Raw genomic sequence first — 18,183 nt, forward strand, 5'->3', positions numbered from 1 at the left:
CGCGCATGACACTCAGATTCAAAGCTCTCTCCGTCCATCTCTTTACTGCAACCGGCGCCGTTTTCGCGATGCTGGCCATGCTGGCCGCTGTCGAAGAAAAATGGAGTCTGATGTATCTGTGGCTGGTCGTGTCCTTTATTGTCGATGGCATCGACGGCCCACTGGCGCGGCACTATCACGTCAAGAAAAACGCCCCCGAGTTTGACGGCGTATTGCTGGATCTGATTATCGATTACCTGACTTATGTATTCATTCCCGCCTTCGCCCTGTTTAAATCCGGGCTGATGGATGGCTGGACCGGCTGGTTTGCGATCATCGTCATCACCTTCGCCAGCGCGATGTATTTCGCGGACACTCGGATGAAGACCAAGGACAACTCGTTCTCGGGCTTTCCCGGCTGCTGGAACATGTTTGTCATTGTGACCTTCGCACTCGAACCCAATTTCTGGGTCATCCTGCTCATGGTCTCCCTACTGGCTCTGGCCATGTTCCTGCCGTTAAAATTCGTGCATCCCGTCCGGACCGAGCGTTGGCGCAGCGTCACCCTCCCCATGGCCCTCGCCTGGACCTTTTTCGCCGGATGGGCGGCCTGGGTGGATTTTCATCCCGAAAGCTGGGCGCATTGGGGGCTGGTGATCACCAGCCTGTACCTAGTCTTTGCAGGGATCGCCCAACAGGTGATCCCACAGCATAAAGCCTAAAGGATTTCCTCGACCTCAAACTCGGTCCCGTTATGGGTGAACACGTCGCCCTCCTGCAGGCCGGTCATCGCCAGATAGATCGGGCTTTGGGTCGAAATCCCCATATAGGTCGTCCCGTCCACATCGAACCGCGTTGTCGACACACAGACCACAAAACTCCGGTTGTTAAACTTTACAACGGCACCGGGCTGGACTGTATCGGTCAGCCCAAAATCGGTGTTCTCGATCACGTCGATCTTGGCATGATGCGCTTGCAAGGGCGCGTCGAAAGCCGCCGCCAGATCCGCATTCTCACGCGAAGCCGCGATATCATCCTTGTCGTGCCCTTCCCGGTCGTCCAATTGAGAATCCTTCAGAAACGCATCGTAATGCGCCTGCGCGGTCGCCAGCTCCTGTTCTTCCAGTGACATCAAACGGTCAATAATGGCTTTCTTGCGCGCGGCGGGGTCGGCTTGAACGGTCATGCCAAAAACATCCTTCGAATTCTCTATGTGATACAAGTTGGGACGCAAGCGAATGGATTGCAATAGCTTTCCACTCTCAGATCAGCAACCCTGCCGCGCCCTCGTGCCGCAACAAGGCCACCTTGGTCTCCACGCCGCCGTCACCGGAAAACCCACCCAATCCATTTGCCCCCAACACCCGATGGCACGGAATAATGACCGGGATCGGGTTCGCCCCACAGGCCTGCCCCACAGGTTGCGCCGGGCGACCAAGCTGTTTGGCAATATCCCCATAGGTCACAGTCTCGCCCAGTGGAATCGCATACATCAGATCACATACCTGCCGCTGAAAGTCAGAACCGGCCACACGATAAGGCAGATCAAACCGCTCCAACCGCGCCTGATCATAGGCCGCCATCTGCGCTGCCGCCTCACGCAACAAGGCTGACGCCTCACCTTCATTGCGTCCATCCCAGACCAAACGGGTAATCGCACCACCCGTCTCTTCAATCCCCAGACGTCCAAATCGCGTATCGACAGCAATCATCGGCATAGCCAGAACCTGACCGCGAATTGAGAAAAGGCGCAACCCCCAACAGGCTGCGCCCCAATCTTCTTCTGTTCAAAAATACCTCGGAGCGCGAGGCAGAGCCTCGCAGAACTCCAAATCCAGAGTCGTTACGCCAACGCCTCGTCACAGCGCCCGCAGACACCCGTATGAGCATGACGCCCGACATCCGGCAGGATTTTCCAGCACCGCTGACACTTCTCGCCCTCGGCCTTTTCGAACACCACCGCAACGCCCTCAATCTCGGGGACGCGGAAAGCCTCGGCCGGGGCCGGATCACCCGTAACAGTCAACCCCGAGGTGATGCACATATCGTCCACATCGAAAGTAGCCAGCAGATCACGGGTTTCCTGGTCCTCAACATAAACGATCGGCGCGGCCTCAAGGCTGGACCCGATGACTTTGTCCTGACGCTGAACCTCCAGCGCAGCCGTCACCGAACGACGCACGCGGCGCACCTTGGCCATGCTTGCTTCCAGTTCCGCATCGCGCCAATCGGCCGGCGTGTCCGGGAAATCCACCAGATGGACCGAGCTGTCATCACCGCCAAACCGCTCCAGCCAGACCTCTTCCATGGTAAAGACCAGAACCGGGGCCAGCCATGTGGTCAGGCGGTGGAAGAGGATATCCAGCACAGTTCGGGCCGAACGGCGACGCAGGTTGTCGCCATCGCAATAGAGCGCATCCTTGCGGACGTCGAAATAGAACGAGGACAGATCTACCGTGGCAAAAGTGAACACAGCGCTGAACACACCCTGGAAATCGAACGCGGCATAGCCCTTGCGCACCTGTTCATCCAGATCGGCCAGACGGCTCAGAACCCAGCGTTCCAGACGCGGCATATCTTCGGGCGCGACGCGATCAGCCTCGGTGAAATCAGCCAGCGAGCCCAGCATGAACCGCATGGTGTTGCGCAGACGGCGATAGCTGTCGGCGGTGCCCTTCAGAATCTCCGGCCCGATCCGCTGGTCAGCGGTATAGTCAGTCTGAGCCACCCACAGGCGCAGGATGTCCGCACCATATTGCTTGACGACCTCTTCCGGAACGATGGTGTTGCCCAGCGACTTGGACATCTTGTTGCCCTTGGCATCCAGCGTGAAACCATGGGTCACCACGTTGCGATAGGGCGCACGGCCTTTGGTCCCGCAGGCCTGCAGCATCGACGAATGGAACCACCCGCGGTGCTGGTCAGTACCTTCCATGTAGACATCGGCGATACCGTCCTCGGTCCCGTCTTCACGGTCGCGCAGAACAAAGGCGTGCGTCGAGCCCGAGTCAAACCACACGTCCAGCACATCGAACACCTGATCGTAGTCATCAGGGTTGGCGATGCCGTCGAGGATCTTTTCCTTAAAGCCCTCGGTGTACCAAACGTCTGCGCCATCCTTCTCGAACGCCGCCTTGATGCGTGCGTTCAAATCTGCATTGCGCAGCAGGTAATCCGCGTCGGTGGGCAGGGCACCCTTCTTGGTGAAGCAAGTCAGCGGCACACCCCAGGCACGCTGGCGTGACAGCACCCAGTCCGGACGGGCTTCGATCATCGAATACAGGCGGTTACGACCCGTCTGCGGGGTCCATTTCACCAGCTCATCAATCGAGCGCAGGGCGCGTTCGCGGATGGTGTCGCCCATCTCGCCCAAGCCGTCGTCCAGCTTGCGGTCGACGGAGGCAAACCACTGCGGTGTGTTGCGATAGATGATCGGAGCCTTCGAACGCCACGAATGCGGATAGCTGTGCTTGATCTTGCCCCGCGCCAGCAGCCCGCCAACCTCGGCCAGCTTGTCGATCACCGCCTTGTTCGCGTCACCTTCACCGCCCTTGCGGGACAGGATATATTTGCCACCGAAGAACGGCAGATCGGCACGGAACGAGCCGTCATCCATCACGTTATAGGTGATGACCTGTTCCAACATACCCAGATCGCGATAAAGCTCGAATTCCTCCATCCCGTGCGACGGCGCACAGTGAACGAAACCGGTGCCTTCGGTATCGGTCACAAATTCAGCGGCGCGGAAATCGCGGATGCCATCCCATTCGCCATTGCCGCCCTCGGCCCCGGCCAGCGGGTGGGTCAGTTGCACGCCTGCCAGCTCATCCGTGGTTACGTCGCGGACGCGGGTCCACTGATCGTCGTTCAAACGGGCACGGCCCAGAACATCCGCCGCCAGATTGTCGGCCAGCAGGAATTTGTCACCTACTTTGGCCCAGCATTCATCCGGCGCGCCGGTGACTTCGTAAAGGCCATACGCGATGTCCTTGCCGTAAACGACCGCCTTGTTCGACGGCATCGTCCAAGGGGTCGTCGTCCAGATCACCACAAACGCATCATCCAGATCGCCTGCATTCACGACCTTGAACTTCACCCAGATGGTGAAGCTTTCCTTGTCGTGATACTCGACCTCAGCCTCGGCCAGAGCGGTCTTTTCGACCGGCGACCACATCACGGGTTTGGACCCCTGATAGAGCGTGCCGTTCATCAGGAACTTCATGAACTCATCGGCGATCACGGCCTCGGCGTGATAATCCATGGTGATATAAGGGTCAGGCCAATTGCCGGTGATCCCCAGACGCTTGAATTCTTCGCGCTGGATGTCGATCCAGCCTTCGGCGAACTTGCGGCATTCCTGACGGAAATCGACGATGTTCACCTCGTCCTTGTTCTTGCCTTTTTTGCGATACTGCTCTTCGATCTTCCATTCGATGGGCAGGCCGTGGCAGTCCCAGCCGGGCACGTAACGCGCGTCGTGGCCCATCATCTGATGGCTCCGCACGATCATGTCCTTGATGGTCTTGTTCAGCGCGTGGCCGATATGCAGGTGGCCGTTGGCATAGGGGGGACCATCGTGCAGGGTAAAGGGCGTGCGGCCTTCCTTCTCGCGCAGGCGGTCATAGACGCCGATTTTCTCCCAACGCTCCAGCCATGCAGGTTCGCGCTTGGGCAGGCCAGCGCGCATGGGGAAATCGGTTTTGGGCAGGTTCAGCGTGTCTTTGTAATCAGGTGTATCGGCGCACATTGGGGGCGTCCTTTGGATGATCTGGTCGTATGGATCGAAGCGGTCGGTGCGAGGTCTCAAACACCTTTGCCCGGCGTCTCAGGATGTCAGAGCGCCGGGGATATAATTCGAATAATGATGGCCATCCGGTCATACATGGCCGCGCTTATAAGACGCCCTTGGCAGATGGTCCAGAGCTTCCGCCCCCTGCGGCGAATGGCGCGGTTCAAAACAGCTCGATCGCGGGGCGCGCAATCATCAGCCACAGGATGCTCAGCACCGAAAGAAAGGCCGGGATGCCGCATAAGAACCAGATGCGGAACAATCGGTGATAGCTGTCAGGCAACGGTGCACCCTGTGCAGCAGCCGTCTGTGCCAGATCCCGCAGGCGGACCTGTATCCACACCACAGGCAGCCAGAACACGCCCGTCACGCCGTAAAGCATCAGCGACAGCACGATCCACCCTTCGGCAAGGGACCAACCCAGTCGCCAGGCCAACAAAGCTCCGGTCACGGGTTGGACGACTACGGCGGTCGTCGTGAACAGAAGGTCAGCCAGAATGACCACACGGGCAGTTTGCGCAATAAACCGCGCGTCGCCGGACCGATGCGCCAACAGCATGAAAAACGCGATCCCGGCTCCCGTGCCCAGCAGAACGCTTGCACCGATGACGTGCAGCCATCGCAGGATCAGGTCTGGATCCATCATCGGCTTTGCACCATAGGCCAGGCAACCAGCGACAGCAGCAGTGCAGGCAGCACTTTGACGAGTAGGCCCAACGTGTCCAGCCACAGGCCTGGTGTCACGACCGTTGCCGCCAGCACATAGAACGCTGCCACCCCAACTTGCGCCAGGCACACGCGCGGGGTCCAAGGACGATATAGAACGGCCAGTCCCAAAGCGATATCGACGAAAGACCAGAACACGACAGAACTGACGGCAGCGGCATCGGCCCATCCGGCCTCGGTCAGAACACCGGCGGCCTCGGGCAATCCGACCAATCCGAAAATGCCGGACAGGACCCAGAAGAGACTCAGTACGGCTATGACAAGCGGGGCCAGCAGGGACATGCGCGCGGTCAGCCTGTGTTCACGCGCGCTGGTCATTGACCCATAAATTTCGGGCAGCGGCCTGAGCGACCGACCCGTTGCTGCGCGATAGGGCGCGGGATCACCCATAACACCCGAAGCCATGACCGTCATCGCCGTGCTGCGCAGGGGCGAGCGCCACCCAAGATAGCCCAGCGCGTCAGCACACCGTGCAACTGCCTTGGTCAAGACCGGAGGCATGACAAGCCGAAAGCGGGCCGCCGGGAAACCCAGCCAACGGCGCGTGGTGGCCAGGACATCCCCCAACGATTGGGCTTGATCCTCAACAAGATCGTAGGCGCCTTGCGGTATTTCGTCGGCGCAGCAGGTAACCACGGCATGGCACAAATCCTCCATCCCAACGCACTGGACCGGTGTCGCTGGATAGGCAATCGGCTGTACCAGCGGAACCGCTGCCAGCATCCGCAGTAGGGCCGTTCCACCGTAATCTGATTGCCCGATAACCAGCCCGGGGCGCAAAATCCACAGGTCCGCACCGCTGCTTTCAAGGGCCGCATCACCAGCGGCCTTCGTGCGCATGAACTCGGTGTCCGCATTGGGCGTCGCCCCGATGGCTGATATTTGTACGACCGAAACACCTCGTTTTGCACAGGCCTGACCCAGCGCTGCAATGGCGTGATGATGCACCGCCGCAAGATCATCCGAGGGGCCGTCCTGCAACGCGCCTGCGCAGTTCACAACGCAGTCGATACCAGTGAGTGCGGCCTCCCAATCCTGCGGGTGCGTAAAACGGCGCAAATCGCCCTGAACCAACTTAATTCCGTCCAGTAGCAACGCGCCTTGCACAGGCTCACGAACAAGCCCCGTGACCTGCGCGCCCCGGCCTCGCAAGGCGCGGACCACCGCCGCGCCTATGAAGCCGTAAGCGCCTAGAACAAGGATATTTTTCCCAGTGAGTGTCAGAGCACACCTCGCCACCACGTTGATGCCTTCACCCTAGCCATCTGAGGTATATCCGCCATGGGGACTGTGCCGCCTGCGACAATTCTAGCCGTCAGGGATGAAACAGCGATCCAACCAGATAGGCGATTGATGCCGCAGCGCCCCCAATCAACAAGGTCTCACCACCCGACCGCCACCACGGGGCCAGCGACCAGCGGCTTTTGAGCGCGCCGATGGCAAAAAAGACTCCCATCGTCATCCAAGCTGAGAGCGCAAAGGCGCGCTCGACCCCGGCCAGAAACGGCAAGAGCGGGATCATGCCCGCAACCAGAAAGGCCAGAAACGTCGCCATCGCGGCCTTCATCGGGTGCGGGTCCACACTGCCCAGACCATATTCACCCTCGATCATCAGGTTGATCCAGTTGTCGTGATTGGCGGTGATGGCATCGGTTGCCTCATCCAGAACGCGCCCCGACAGGCCCTTCTGCGACAGGATTTCCCGGACTTCATCGCGCTCACCATCCGGGTAAAGGTGGATGTGGCGCTCTTCGATGGCACGGATGCGGCGGATATTGTCCAACTCAGCTTTGGTGCCCGAGTAATTGCCTGCCGCCATGGAAAACCCATCAGCCAGCACATTGGCCAGCCCCAAGGCTACGATGATGAACGGCGACAACCCGGCCCCCGCGACGCCAGCTACGATCGCAAAAGTCGTCACCGATCCGTCGATGCCGCCGTAAACTACATCGCGCAACACGCCCCGACCGGGGGGCGCGTTGATCCGGGCTGCAATTTCCTGCTGGCTGTGTCCGTGCTCGGTCATGGCTGGCTCCACCTTTGGTATGGCAACCAGCAGGGCAGAGGTCTTTGCGTCAGGTCAAGTCTTGGAAAACAATCCCGCCAACGCCCCTTTGATGATCCGCCGGGTCGAGGGCTTGTGACGGTCCGAGAAAGGCAGCGGGCGGCAGACCTCCATCGCGGCCACCCCGACGCGCGCGCTGAGCGCGCCGTTGACCAGACCTTCGCCGAACCGGCGGGACAGTTTGCTTAGGACCGAGCCGCCCAGAACCGGTTCCAGCAGGTCATCGCCCACAGCCACCGCGCCCGTGGCCACCAGATGCACGAACACAGCGCGAGTCAAACGCCAGCTGCCCAGAAACCCGGCGCGGCCACCGTAGATTTCAGCAATTCGCCGGATCATCCTCAGGGAAGCCGCCAGTGCCGTCACCACATCTGCCAGCGCCAGCGGAACCAGCGCCGTCACCGTGGCCACCTGACGGGCGGCGGCCTCAACCTCGCGGCTGGCGGCTTCGTCCAGCGGGGCCAGAAGTTCGTCTTCTGTCAGGGTAAGCAGGCCGGAGGCATCAAACTGCTCGCCCATGCGTTCGGATAGGCGATCGCGGCCCCATTTGGTGTCGTCGCGCCCCTTGTAGAAGGCAATCAGCCGGTTCGTGACTGCCCGCGCCTGCCCCAGATCACCCTCGGCCAGCGCGACATCGGCGGCGCGGCGCATCCCGTCCACCCGCGACAGACGCCCAATCGCAGCCAGCTCGCGCAGGGCGATGATCAGCCCGACCACCAGCAACGCGCCGATCAGGCCCGTTACGACCCAGCCCAGAACCGGCGCGCGCAGCAACAGAGACGTCACGAAATCCCAAGCCGCGACCGAGACCACAGCCCCTATCACAGCCGCCGCCAGCCCCCAGAACCAACGCGACAAGGCCGAAGGTTTTCGCGCTGCCAACCGCGCAGCGGTCTGCATCGCCTGCCCCTGCGGAGCGGCGACATCCGGAACCGGCGGTGCCTGCGCCACGTCCGCACCGGGGGCCTCGGCCTCCAGATCAATCAGGACCGGACCTTTAGCCATCTGCGTGTTCCTCTCGATGCCAGACATATTTAATGTCGGGCAGGTTTTCGTCGTTGTCAGAACCATCGCTGCGGGCAACCTCGGCGAACCCGTTGCGTTCGTAGAACCGGCGCGCGCCACCATTGGCCTGAAAGGCGAACAGCGACAGGTGTGAGCGTTCGGCTTTGGCGTGATCCAGCAAGCGCTGTCCGATCCCCTGCCCACGTGCCGGGGCACTTAGATATAGTGAGTGTACCTCGACCCCGTTCAGGGCCAGAAACCCGACTACACCATCGTCGGATTCCGCGACGGTGACCCAATCCTGATCTATCATCCGGCCGCAAAAGGCGATGGTTTCCGCGCGGGAATGCAGCTCGGGCATCCAGTCATGCTCGCGGGCGAATCCGTGCAGGATTTCTCCGGTGGCTCCGGCATCGGTGCTGCGGGCAGGTCGCAGGATTACCGTCATAGCCGATCTCCGATCAGGAACTGGGCCGCGCGGTCCAGCCGGATATGCGGAGGGCCGTCACCGGGGCGCAGGGTCAACTGCGCGGGCGCAAAGGCCATGAACCCATAGTCTTCGCCCAGCCAGCTTTCAGCCCCGTTGCGCGCAGGCCCCAACAGATGCGCGGGGTCGTCGGGCAACTCGCCGGGATAGAAAGCGGCTTGCTTCCCGTCCAGTAAAGTGCCGCGCACGCAGGGCAAGTCCACCCCATCATGTGTGCGAATTTCTTCGGTCGTGGCCCGGAGCGCGGCCAGCGACAATGCCGCCGTTTCCGCCCCGGCAAAGCTGGCGCGATCGCGGGCGTCGCGGGTCAGCGCCTCCATGATGTGGGTTAGACGGGCGTGTTGGTGGTGGTGCAGATGATCCGCCTTGGTGGCGGCAAACAGGATGCGTTCAACACGCTTTCCCAGCAGCAACCGGCTGAGCCACGCGTTCCGCCCCGGCCGGAACGCCGACAGGATATCGCCCATCGCGCGGCGCATATCCTCAACTGCCTGCGGCCCTTTGTGAATCGCGCCCAGCGCATCAACCAGTACCACTTGCCGGTCAATGCGCGAAAAGTGATCACGGAAGAAGGGTTTGACCACTTGCGATTTATACGCCTCGAACCGACGGGCCATTTCGCGGTGCAGGCTGCGTCTTGCACCACTACCTTCGACAGGCAGCGGCGCGAAGGTCAAAACCGGAGAGCCCGCCAAATCCCCCGGCAGCAAAAACCGCCCGGGCGTGCAATCATAGTAGCCGGCATCGCGCGCGGTGTTGAGGTAATCGGAAAACGCCTTCGCCAGGGCCTGCGCCTGCGGCTCATCATGCTCGGCCTCTGGGTCGGAGGCTTTGGCCTGCGCAAGGTAGCCTGCTGCCTCGGCGCGGTTGGTGATACGATCCAACGTCTCAGACGACCACGACCCATAGGACTTGTCCAGCAAAGCCAGATCCAAAAGCCATTCGCCGGGGTAATCCACGATGTCCAGATGAACCTTACGCGGACCCTGCAGGCCGGACAGCAATCCGGCAGGCCGGGCCTTGAAGGACAGGCGCAGTTCAGAAACCGCCCGCGTGCTGTCCGGCCAATGCGGCTTTGGGCCGGTCAGGGCTGCCAAATGGTTTTCATAATCGAACCGCGGCACCGTGTCGTCGGGCTGGGGTTGCAGATAGGCTGCGTTGATCCGCCCCTCTTGCTGCGCCACTAAGCCGGGCATCCGGCCCCTGTCCAGCAGGTTGGCGACCAGCGACGTGATGAACACCGTCTTGCCCGACCGTGCCAAGCCGGTCACACCCAGACGGATCACCGGTTCGAACAATGCCTCGGACACGCTGTCGCCCACGGTTTCAAATCCGCGCACAAGACTGTCTGCCAGCGATGAAATGACCAAATTGTCGTCCCGCTTTTATCGTTTTTCCCAAGATAGGTAGCCGGTGCGCGACATACCAGCGCTTTCCTGCCCTTGCCCGTCTCGTCACCGCGCGCTACCAGCAGCACATGCCCAGATACGCGCTGAAAGTCGAATACCTTGGAGAACCGTTTGCCGGATGGCAGCGGCAAAAGGATCAACCCTCGGTTCAGGGGGCGATCGAGCAGGCCTTGTCGCGCATTCAACCCGGCGCGCATACCATTGCCGCCGCTGGTCGTACTGATGCGGGCGTTCACGCGCTGGGACAGGTCGCCCATTGCGATCTGGTCAAGGATTGGGACCCGTTTCGCCTGTCCGAGGCGCTGAACTATCACCTCAAGCCCGACCCTGTTGCGATTGTGCAAGCCGCGCGGGTCGAGGACGATTGGCATGCCCGGTTCTCAGCGGTCGAGCGGCAGTATCTGTTCCGTATCCTGATGCGCCGCGCGCCCGCGACCCATGACGCGGGGCAAGTTTGGCAGATCAATCACCAACTGGACGTGGCGGCGATGCAGGCCGGGGCAGATATGCTGATCGGGCGGCATGATTTCACCACCTTCCGGTCGTCCATTTGTCAGGCCGCCAGCCCGGTGAAAACGCTGGATGAGCTGCGGGTTGAACAGGTGCAGGGTTTCTCTGGTCCCGAGATTCACTTTCACGTCCGCGCGCGGTCTTTCCTGCACAATCAGGTCCGCAGTTTCGTCGGCACGCTGGAACGGGTGGGCGCCGGTGCTTGGTCACCCGAAGATGTGCGGGACGCGTTAGAGGCACAAGACCGCGCCGCCTGCGGGCCCGTATGCCCGCCGCAGGGGCTGTATCTGGCGCGGGTCGGCTATCCCGAACCCATCTTCAACTAGATCGCACGCAGCAGCAGCCCGCTAGCAATAACGGCAATCAACAACCCTGCCACCAGTTCAATCGTGGGGGCCAGCACCTGCGCGAAACGGGTGGCAGAGGCTGAGGCCAACAACCCGCCACGCAAGCCAAACGAAGTCCAACCGACCAGAGTTGTCACTGTCGCCGTGCCCAGTGCCATGGCGAACGCACCGGCAATACCCACCATGGCGATACCCATCTGCCACGTCAGGATCAGCACGAACAAAGCGCCGGTACAGGGGCGCGCCGCGATGCCTGCGATTAGCAATGCCGCCTCTTTCCAATTGCCGATCTGCGCCACTTCTTCAGCGGTGGGGCCGTGGCGGTGGCCGCAATCGGAACAGACCTCATGATCATGGTGATGATGATCGTGGTGATGATGCGCGTGAGATTTCTCGGCCCGGTTTCGGCGGGCGAAACTACGCAGGCCCCGGAACACCAGCCACAGACCGATTGCAGCGATGGCGCCGTAGCTGACCGGGGCCATGACCTGCTCGGTCGTGCCAACCAGACTGTCCCGCGACATCTGGAACACCAGAACACCCGCATAAACCAGCACAACAGCCGTGACGGCCTGGCCCAGACTGGACAGCACGCTGATCGCAGACAAACGCCAAAAGGCGACGTTGCGGCCCAGTCCATAGCCTCCGATCAGCACCTTGCCGTGACCGGGACCGATGGCGTGAAAAAACCCATAGGCGAAACATACGGTCAACAGAGTGGCTACGGCCTGAGGCTGTTCTGCTCGCGCAGCACGCAGGGATCGGGCGATCTGGTTCTGAAATTCCCGCTGTTCCCCGGCGGCCCAAGCGGCGAGGTTGTCAAACCCTCCGCTGCCCCAGAACCACAACAGCAGGCCCAAAGCCAAGGCGACAGGGACAATCAGGTACTTGGACATGAAACGCGGATCTCAGTCGCGAAGTCTTCGCCCACCAGCGGGATATCGTTTTCCTCAAGATCATAATCGGCATCCAATGTCAGAAGGAACGCCCGCATCTGCGCAAGCTGGCCGTCAATATCCGGCACGATCATTTCGATATTGCACGATATATTTCCCGTGACCGTCACAGGGCGTGTCACTTCGTAGGCGGTGTAGTAGGTCTCGTCGAACGCTTTGGCTGAAAGCGCCGATGCCGCCACTGGTGCGCCCTCAACCGCCCTCAGGTGGGTCGAGACGATGCGGCCATTTTCGGTGGTGGCCGTGGGCTCTGCCGGACCCGACAAAGGTACGATGCGCCCCTCGGACCAAAGAACCAGATCACCGTTGTAGCCTTCCAGCCATTGGGCGTCGAACCCGGCCAAAAACGCCTGCTCGCTTTCGCTCAGCAGACCATCACCATCTTGATCCAGCTTTCTGTCTTCAAGCTCGAACAGGGAATACAGCTCATCATAGGCCCAAGTGACGCGCACATGGGTCAGGTTGCCCGCGTCATCCACGATAAACTCCAGCCCCGCGTCGATGAAAACATGAGGGTGGGCCAATGCCGGGATCGGCAGGCAACAGGTCAACAAGGAGATCAACAAACGCATGATCGGAAGATAGGGCCTTGTACCCGCCGCGACAATGCACATTCAAGCCAACGCGCAGAAACCGGCCCACCTTCAGGCCCGAGGAAACAGAACCAGTGTTTGCAGGGCCGTGCCCACGGGGCCTTGGGTGTCGAACAAAACCGACTGCGACATGCCGATACCCGATGGCTGCCAATGGCAGACCGACTCTGACGCCAGCCAGTCCGAGACCGGTTCGCGGTGGATTTGAACCGTCAGGTCAGTGTTCATGAAGCCCATCTCGGTTGTCGGCGCGTTCCACGAAATACCGTTGCCGCAATCGGCCAGCGGACAGAGCGCCTGGATAGGAGATTGCACTTCGTCCGCCAACAGCGGCGGCGTCCGCATCCAGATGGTTTTGGGCCCCGGGCCCTGATTGCCGCCTTGGGGGTAGAGGATATCGGAGTGATTGGCGAAACCGGGCAGGTTGTGGCGGGTCTCTCCAATCGGAAACGGCCCGGTCACTGCGTCATCCAACTGCGGCGGGGGCATGGTCACATTCGCAACGGGGCCAAGATCACGGCGCACCAAATGCATGGTAGTGGCCGTCGCGCAGAGCGTGTCGTCAAGATCATGCACCGTGACCCGCGTGGTCGCCAGTGTCTTGGTGTGGCGGGTCGTCTCGGCGGCGACACGCAGTCCGGCCAGCGGTAGCGGGCGCAACAAGTCTACCGACAGCCGGGTCAGCATCTTCTCGGGCCCGACCTCGGTTTCGGCTGCACGCACGATCAGTCCGCTGACAGGACCTGCATGGCAATGATCGGCGGACCAAGGTCCCCGAGCCGCGTCATTGCCCACAAATGCGCCATCCGGGCTGATGTGGAAATAGGCGGGTTGGCTCCCGTCGAGCTCTGCCTGCATACCGATGCTCACACCTTTTCCTGCGTGTGTTTCTTCAACTCGGCCCGCGCGACCTGACGGCGGTGCACTGCATCCGGCCCATCGGCCAGACGCAGCGTGCGCACGTGGGTCCAGGCCGTGGCCAACGGCGTATCCTGACTGATCCCTTGCGCACCAAACATCTGGACCGCCTCGTCAATCACCTTCAACGCGACCCGAGGGGCCACGACCTTGATCTGGCTAATCCAAGGCGCCGCCGCCCGCGCATCGCCCTGATCCATGTACCACGCGGCCTTAAGGCACAGCAGGCGGGCCATCTCGATCTCCATCCGGCATTCGGCGATGATGTCGAAATTGGCCCCAAGCTGCGCCAGTTTCTTGCCAAATGCCTCGCGCTGAAGCGACCTTTTGCACATCTGTTCCAGCGCGCTTTCTGCCTGACCGATGGCGCGCATGCAGTGGTGGATACGTCCCGGCCCCAGACGGCCCTGCGCGATCTCGAATCCACGCCCTTCGCCCAGCAGGATGTTTTCTGCAGGAACGCGCACATTGGTGAACCGGATATGCATATGCCCATGGGGCGCATCGTCATGGCCATAAACTTCCATCGGGCGCAGAACCTCGATCCCCGGCGTGTCGGCAGGCACGACGATCATCGATTGACGCTGGTGCTTGGGCTGTTCCTCGCCTGCGGTCTTAACCATCACGATATAGACCTTGCAGCGCGGATCGCCCGCCCCTGACGACCACCACTTTTCGCCGTTCAGAACATAGTCGTCCCCGTCCCGCACACAGGACATCGACACATTCGTGGCATCCGACGAGGCCACATCTGGTTCCGTCATCAGATAAGCCGAGCGAATCTGGCCGTCCAGCAGAGGCTTCAGCCACTGCTCTTTCATCTTTTTCGAGCCGTAGCGTTCGAACACCTCCATGTTGCCGGTATCAGGCGCAGAGCAGTTGAACACCTCGGCCCCCAACGGGGTCTTGCCCATCTCTTCAGCGAAAAAGGCATATTCGACCGTGGTCAGCCCAATCCCCTTCTCGCTATCCGTCAGCCAGAAGTTCCACAGCCCCGCCGCCTTGGCCTTGGCTTTCAGACCTTCCAAAATCTCGGCCTGTCTTTCGGTATATTGCCAGCGGTCGCCCTTGGCGATTTCGCCCTGATATTCTGCCTCCAGCGGCATCACCTCGTCACGGATCATCTCGACCACCCGTTGCAGCAGAGCGCGGTTTTCCTCGCGCAGGGTGAATGACATGTTCATGGGCTTCCTCCTTGCACCCGGCAGACGGGCTTTACCTTCGGCCCGAGAATGACTTAGCTGCCGACATGATGTCCAGTTGGGTGACGAAACGTCAACTCAATCAAATTAGTAGGTGGAGACAAATATGGCGCTGTTGATCGAAACCGGGTTAACCGGCTGGATGGGTGATGCGGATATCGCCCGTGACATTCGAGCTGTGGACCCTGATCTGGATGTGCGGACGCCCGATACGATCGGCGATGCGGATCAGATTACCATGGTGGCTGTGGCTGGGCTGCGAGACGCGTGCTTAAAAGAATTGCCCAACCTTAAACTGGTGCAAAAGCTTGGTGCAGGGGTTGAAACGATTGTGGGCAACCCAAATCTGCCAGACCACGTCCGCATCGCAAGGTTGAAACCGGATGCGCCCGCGCAAGGCATTGCCGAGTGGTTCGTGGCCTATGTTCTGCGACACCAGCGCCACATGCCCTTTTACGAAGCCGCCCAGACCCGCGCTGAATGGCTGCCAAAAGAGCCCGGCTATTCGCCCGATACCACGGTCGGCGTACTGGGGCTGGGGCATATCGGGTCACGCAGCGCCCTGATGCTGCGCGCAATCGGCTTTCAAGTTTTGGGGTGGAGCCGCTCGCCCAAAGAAATTGACGGCGTAACCTGCCTTCACGGCGATGATGCTCTACCCGAACTGCTGGGGCAATGTGATCATGTCTGCGCGATCTTGCCCTCGACCCCTGAAACCAAGGGCCTGTTTGATGCCGACATGCTGGGGACTATGAAACCGGGTAGCCAGCTGTTGAATGCTGGACGCGGGGACCTGATCGACGAGGCGGCCCTGATTGACGCGCTGGATGTGGGCCGCCCGGCTCACGCGGTTCTGGACGTGACAAGCACCGAGCCGCTTCCGTCGAACAGCCCGCTCTGGTCCCATTCCGGTGTCACGATCACCCCGCATGTTTCGGGTTGGCATTTGGGCGACGCATTGGCTGATGTGGCCGAGAATTACCGGCGGCTGAATGCAGGATCGCCCCTGCTTCATGAGGTAGACCGCACACGCGGCTATTGATGGCGGTTCAAGGGGTCAAAATCCACTTGCCGTCCGCGCTGCGGCAACGCTGTGTGCCCACCTCACGCGTTTGATCGGTGCCGTCGGGCTGGATAAAGTGTTGCAGTTGCACGCAATTGTCACGCACGCCTTGCACCCGAATTGTGCCTTTGGACCCACTTTCGGGATTGCTCCAGCTTTGTTCTGCCCCTACTTGCGGCCTGCCGGATTCAAGCATCGCGTCTGCCGTCGCATTGACGACTTTGAAATCGTCAGGGCTCAGCCCCATTTCTGCGATGATCCGCGACAATGGTTTCGCATCGCTCAACGTGCCGGCGGTCAACGCCACCGCCAAAACCGTAGCTGAAATAATCCGGGCCATCATAGCTGCCTCTTCTTTTTCGAAATGAATTCGCAATCAACACTATACAGGCTCTGACCATGCGTCCAAGCCCCCGCCGCGCCCATCAGTCAAACACAGCCGTCCCCGCCCCAAGGCATCGGAACCCTTCGCAATAGGTACGACCCAAATTCCAAAGCCGCTGCTTGGCTCTGGTCCAGATTTGCGCGCTCATCACCCTCACATTCCCTGCCCGCAAGCCGCACATTCCAGCTTTTCAGGACGTTTTTGATACCCGACCTTCTGGGACAAGTAGCGTCGCATGCCCATAACCCTGTAAAAACAGTGTGTTTCCGAGCGGTTTCTTTGGCGCAGGGCTTCACAGGATGAGTTGAATCTGATGAAATACGCGTAGTTTTTTAGCACTGGAGATTGTTCAATGGTACTGCGTGGATCCCTGTTGGCGCTGGCCGCTGTCATCGGCTTGACGGCTTTTAACGCAACCCCTGTTGTCGCCAAGGAAGAGACCAAGTCCGTCTCGGTCTTCAGCCGTACCTGGGCGATCATGCAAGTCTCGGATGGTCCGATCGTATATCGTGCGACGCGGGACGACAATAACCTCAATCCATTTGGCCCGCCGCCGCGACTGCGCACGCTACAGGCCATTGCGGCGATCCAGCAGGCCACCGGGTGCAAACCCATCGTATCCAGCATGTATCAGAACATCTCGGGCCAGTTCTTTTCCCAAGTTAGCTGTAACTGAACCCGGCACAAAACGGGCATTGAGGTCAACGCAACGCGCTGCCATAGCTTGCGCATGAAACTTGCGATCAACGGATTCGGCCGCATTGGCCGCACGATCCTGCGGCAGCTGCTGGCCATGCCGCAGGACAATGGTATCGACCTGGTGCTGATCAACGATATCGCACCGCTGGAGACCTGTGCCTATCTGTTCAAATATGACAGCACCTTTGGCCCCTATGCGGGACAGTTAGATCAGGACGGCGCCCATTTGGTCGTGGACGGGCGCAGGATTCCCGTGACGCACAGCCCCGACCTGTCGCGCGTTGATCTGACAGGCGTGGATGTGCTGATGGATTGCACCGGCGTTGCCCGAACTTCGGATGTGGCTGGTCAAGGGTTGGTGGCAGGTGCAGGCAAGGTCTTGATCTCGGGCCCATCACCTGCGACCGAAGTTACGATTGTTCTTGGAGCAAACGAAGATCAGCTTGGGTCTGCGCGCATCGTTTCGAATGCCTCGTGCACGACCAACGGGTTGGCGCCTCTGGTCAAGGTGCTGGACGGGATCGGCGGCGTCGTTTCCGGGCACATGACCACCATTCACTGTTATACCAACAGCCAGCCCATGGTGGACGCGCCCCGCGGTGATCTGACCCGGTCGCGGGCGGGGGCGCTGTCGATGGTTCCGACAACCACCAGCGCCATGCATCTGATCGACGCGGTTTTGCCCCATCTTGCGGGCCGTATCTCGGGCGCGGCGGTACGGGTTCCCACGGCCAGCGTGTCAGCAGTCGATCTGATCGTGACGCTGGAACGCGGTATTTCGGCCGAAATTTTCGAAACAGCGCTGCGAGAGATCGTGACACAATCGCCGGTTCTGGGCTGGACGGATGAACCTCTGGTCTCATCGGATTTGCGCACGCGCCCCGAGTCTCTGGTGATCGCTGGCCCCGAGACGCGTCAAATCGGAGAACACCAGATCCGCGTATTCGGCTGGTACGACAATGAATGGGGCTTTTCCGCCCGGATGCTGGATGTCGCGCAGCTAATGGCTGCAAGCTAAAAATCGCGGACCAGCTACAGCACCCTCCGGGT

General features: G+C 60.6%; 19 protein-coding genes. 5 read left to right on the plus strand and 14 right to left on the minus strand.

Annotated features, from left to right (window positions below; genetic code table 11):
• The first annotated feature begins 5 nt into the window (after window positions 1–5).
• A complete protein-coding gene (locus ACR3E7_RS09405; RefSeq protein WP_480502799.1) occupies window positions 6–701 on the plus strand; it encodes a CDP-alcohol phosphatidyltransferase family protein in 696 nt (231 codons plus the stop codon).
• Here ACR3E7_RS09405 and ACR3E7_RS09410 read toward each other — a convergent pair.
• The 9 genes from ACR3E7_RS09410 to ACR3E7_RS09450 all read right to left on the minus strand — a co-directional run bounded on the left by ACR3E7_RS09410 (window position 698) and on the right by ACR3E7_RS09450 (window position 10,421).
• On the minus strand, window positions 698–1,165 hold the full coding sequence (locus ACR3E7_RS09410) for a hypothetical protein (protein WP_170769948.1): 468 nt from the start codon (window positions 1,163–1,165) through the stop codon (window positions 698–700). The genes ACR3E7_RS09405 and ACR3E7_RS09410 overlap by 4 nt on opposite strands.
• 76 nt (window positions 1,166–1,241) lie before the next feature.
• Window positions 1,242–1,697 carry a methylated-DNA--[protein]-cysteine S-methyltransferase gene (locus ACR3E7_RS09415; RefSeq protein ID WP_170790375.1) on the minus strand — a complete coding sequence of 152 codons (456 nt, stop codon included), beginning with the start codon at window positions 1,695–1,697 and terminating at the stop codon, window positions 1,242–1,244.
• Between the two features lie 125 nt (window positions 1,698–1,822).
• The gene (gene ileS / locus ACR3E7_RS09420) at window positions 1,823–4,726 is read right to left on the minus strand and encodes an isoleucine--tRNA ligase (protein WP_480502802.1); all 2,904 of its coding nucleotides are present in this window, start codon (window positions 4,724–4,726) and stop codon (window positions 1,823–1,825) included.
• A 205-nt stretch (window positions 4,727–4,931) separates the two neighbouring features.
• Complete coding sequence (locus ACR3E7_RS09425) at window positions 4,932–5,411, minus strand: DUF2269 family protein (RefSeq protein WP_480502896.1); 480 nt, start codon at window positions 5,409–5,411, stop codon at window positions 4,932–4,934.
• On the minus strand, window positions 5,411–6,736 hold the full coding sequence (locus ACR3E7_RS09430) for an SDR family oxidoreductase (RefSeq protein ID WP_480502803.1): 1,326 nt from the start codon (window positions 6,734–6,736) through the stop codon (window positions 5,411–5,413). Before ACR3E7_RS09430 ends, ACR3E7_RS09425 begins: the two co-directional genes overlap by 1 nt.
• 73 nt (window positions 6,737–6,809) lie before the next feature.
• Window positions 6,810–7,520: a VIT1/CCC1 transporter family protein gene (locus ACR3E7_RS09435; protein ID WP_170790373.1), complete on the minus strand. Its 711-nt coding sequence runs from the start codon at window positions 7,518–7,520 to the stop codon at window positions 6,810–6,812.
• A 54-nt stretch (window positions 7,521–7,574) separates the two neighbouring features.
• Window positions 7,575–8,564, minus strand: a complete 990-nt coding sequence (locus ACR3E7_RS09440) for a YcjF family protein (RefSeq protein ID WP_480502804.1) — start codon at window positions 8,562–8,564, stop codon at window positions 7,575–7,577.
• Entirely contained in the window at window positions 8,557–9,012 is a 456-nt protein-coding gene (locus ACR3E7_RS09445; protein ID WP_170769943.1) for a GNAT family N-acetyltransferase, read from the minus strand. Before ACR3E7_RS09445 ends, ACR3E7_RS09440 begins: the two co-directional genes overlap by 8 nt.
• Window positions 9,009–10,421 carry a YcjX family GTP-binding protein gene (locus ACR3E7_RS09450; protein ID WP_480502805.1) on the minus strand — a complete coding sequence of 471 codons (1,413 nt, stop codon included), beginning with the start codon at window positions 10,419–10,421 and terminating at the stop codon, window positions 9,009–9,011. The genes ACR3E7_RS09445 and ACR3E7_RS09450 overlap by 4 nt, the downstream gene beginning before the upstream one ends.
• Before the next feature lie 107 nt (window positions 10,422–10,528).
• On the opposite strand from ACR3E7_RS09450, the gene truA reads away from it, so the two are divergent.
• Window positions 10,529–11,296 (plus strand): tRNA pseudouridine(38-40) synthase TruA, encoded by a 768-nt coding sequence (truA, locus tag ACR3E7_RS09455; protein WP_170790370.1) that lies wholly within the window; start codon window positions 10,529–10,531, stop codon window positions 11,294–11,296.
• On the opposite strand, the gene ACR3E7_RS09460 is transcribed toward truA, so the two are convergent.
• From ACR3E7_RS09460 to ACR3E7_RS09475, 4 genes are all read right to left on the minus strand, one after another.
• The gene (locus ACR3E7_RS09460; protein ID WP_170790369.1) at window positions 11,293–12,213 is read right to left on the minus strand and encodes a nickel/cobalt transporter; all 921 of its coding nucleotides are present in this window, start codon (window positions 12,211–12,213) and stop codon (window positions 11,293–11,295) included. The genes truA and ACR3E7_RS09460 overlap by 4 nt on opposite strands.
• Window positions 12,198–12,845, minus strand: coding sequence for a DUF1007 family protein (locus ACR3E7_RS09465; protein WP_480502807.1), 648 nt, complete (start codon window positions 12,843–12,845; stop codon window positions 12,198–12,200). The genes ACR3E7_RS09460 and ACR3E7_RS09465 overlap by 16 nt, the downstream gene beginning before the upstream one ends.
• Window positions 12,846–12,917: 72 nt before the next feature.
• Window positions 12,918–13,736, minus strand: a complete 819-nt coding sequence (locus ACR3E7_RS09470; RefSeq protein ID WP_480502809.1) for a thioesterase family protein — start codon at window positions 13,734–13,736, stop codon at window positions 12,918–12,920.
• The gene (locus ACR3E7_RS09475; protein WP_480502810.1) at window positions 13,733–14,968 is read right to left on the minus strand and encodes an acyl-CoA dehydrogenase family protein; all 1,236 of its coding nucleotides are present in this window, start codon (window positions 14,966–14,968) and stop codon (window positions 13,733–13,735) included. Before ACR3E7_RS09475 ends, ACR3E7_RS09470 begins: the two co-directional genes overlap by 4 nt.
• Before the next feature lie 124 nt (window positions 14,969–15,092).
• On the opposite strand from ACR3E7_RS09475, the gene ACR3E7_RS09480 reads away from it, so the two are divergent.
• Window positions 15,093–16,028 carry a 2-hydroxyacid dehydrogenase gene (locus tag ACR3E7_RS09480; protein WP_480502812.1) on the plus strand — a complete coding sequence of 312 codons (936 nt, stop codon included), beginning with the start codon at window positions 15,093–15,095 and terminating at the stop codon, window positions 16,026–16,028.
• 7 nt (window positions 16,029–16,035) lie between these two features.
• On the opposite strand, the gene ACR3E7_RS09485 is transcribed toward ACR3E7_RS09480, so the two are convergent.
• Window positions 16,036–16,392: a hypothetical protein gene (locus ACR3E7_RS09485; RefSeq protein ID WP_237218032.1), complete on the minus strand. Its 357-nt coding sequence runs from the start codon at window positions 16,390–16,392 to the stop codon at window positions 16,036–16,038.
• 394 nt (window positions 16,393–16,786) lie between these two features.
• Between ACR3E7_RS09485 and ACR3E7_RS09490 the strand changes: the two genes are divergently transcribed.
• Complete coding sequence (locus tag ACR3E7_RS09490; protein WP_480502813.1) at window positions 16,787–17,110, plus strand: hypothetical protein; 324 nt, start codon at window positions 16,787–16,789, stop codon at window positions 17,108–17,110.
• Window positions 17,111–17,164: 54 nt separating this feature from the next.
• Window positions 17,165–18,151: a type I glyceraldehyde-3-phosphate dehydrogenase gene (locus ACR3E7_RS09495; RefSeq protein ID WP_480502814.1), complete on the plus strand. Its 987-nt coding sequence runs from the start codon at window positions 17,165–17,167 to the stop codon at window positions 18,149–18,151.
• Window positions 18,152–18,183 lie beyond the last annotated feature (32 nt).

It is taken from the genome of Ruegeria sp. BK1, assembly GCF_056535645.1.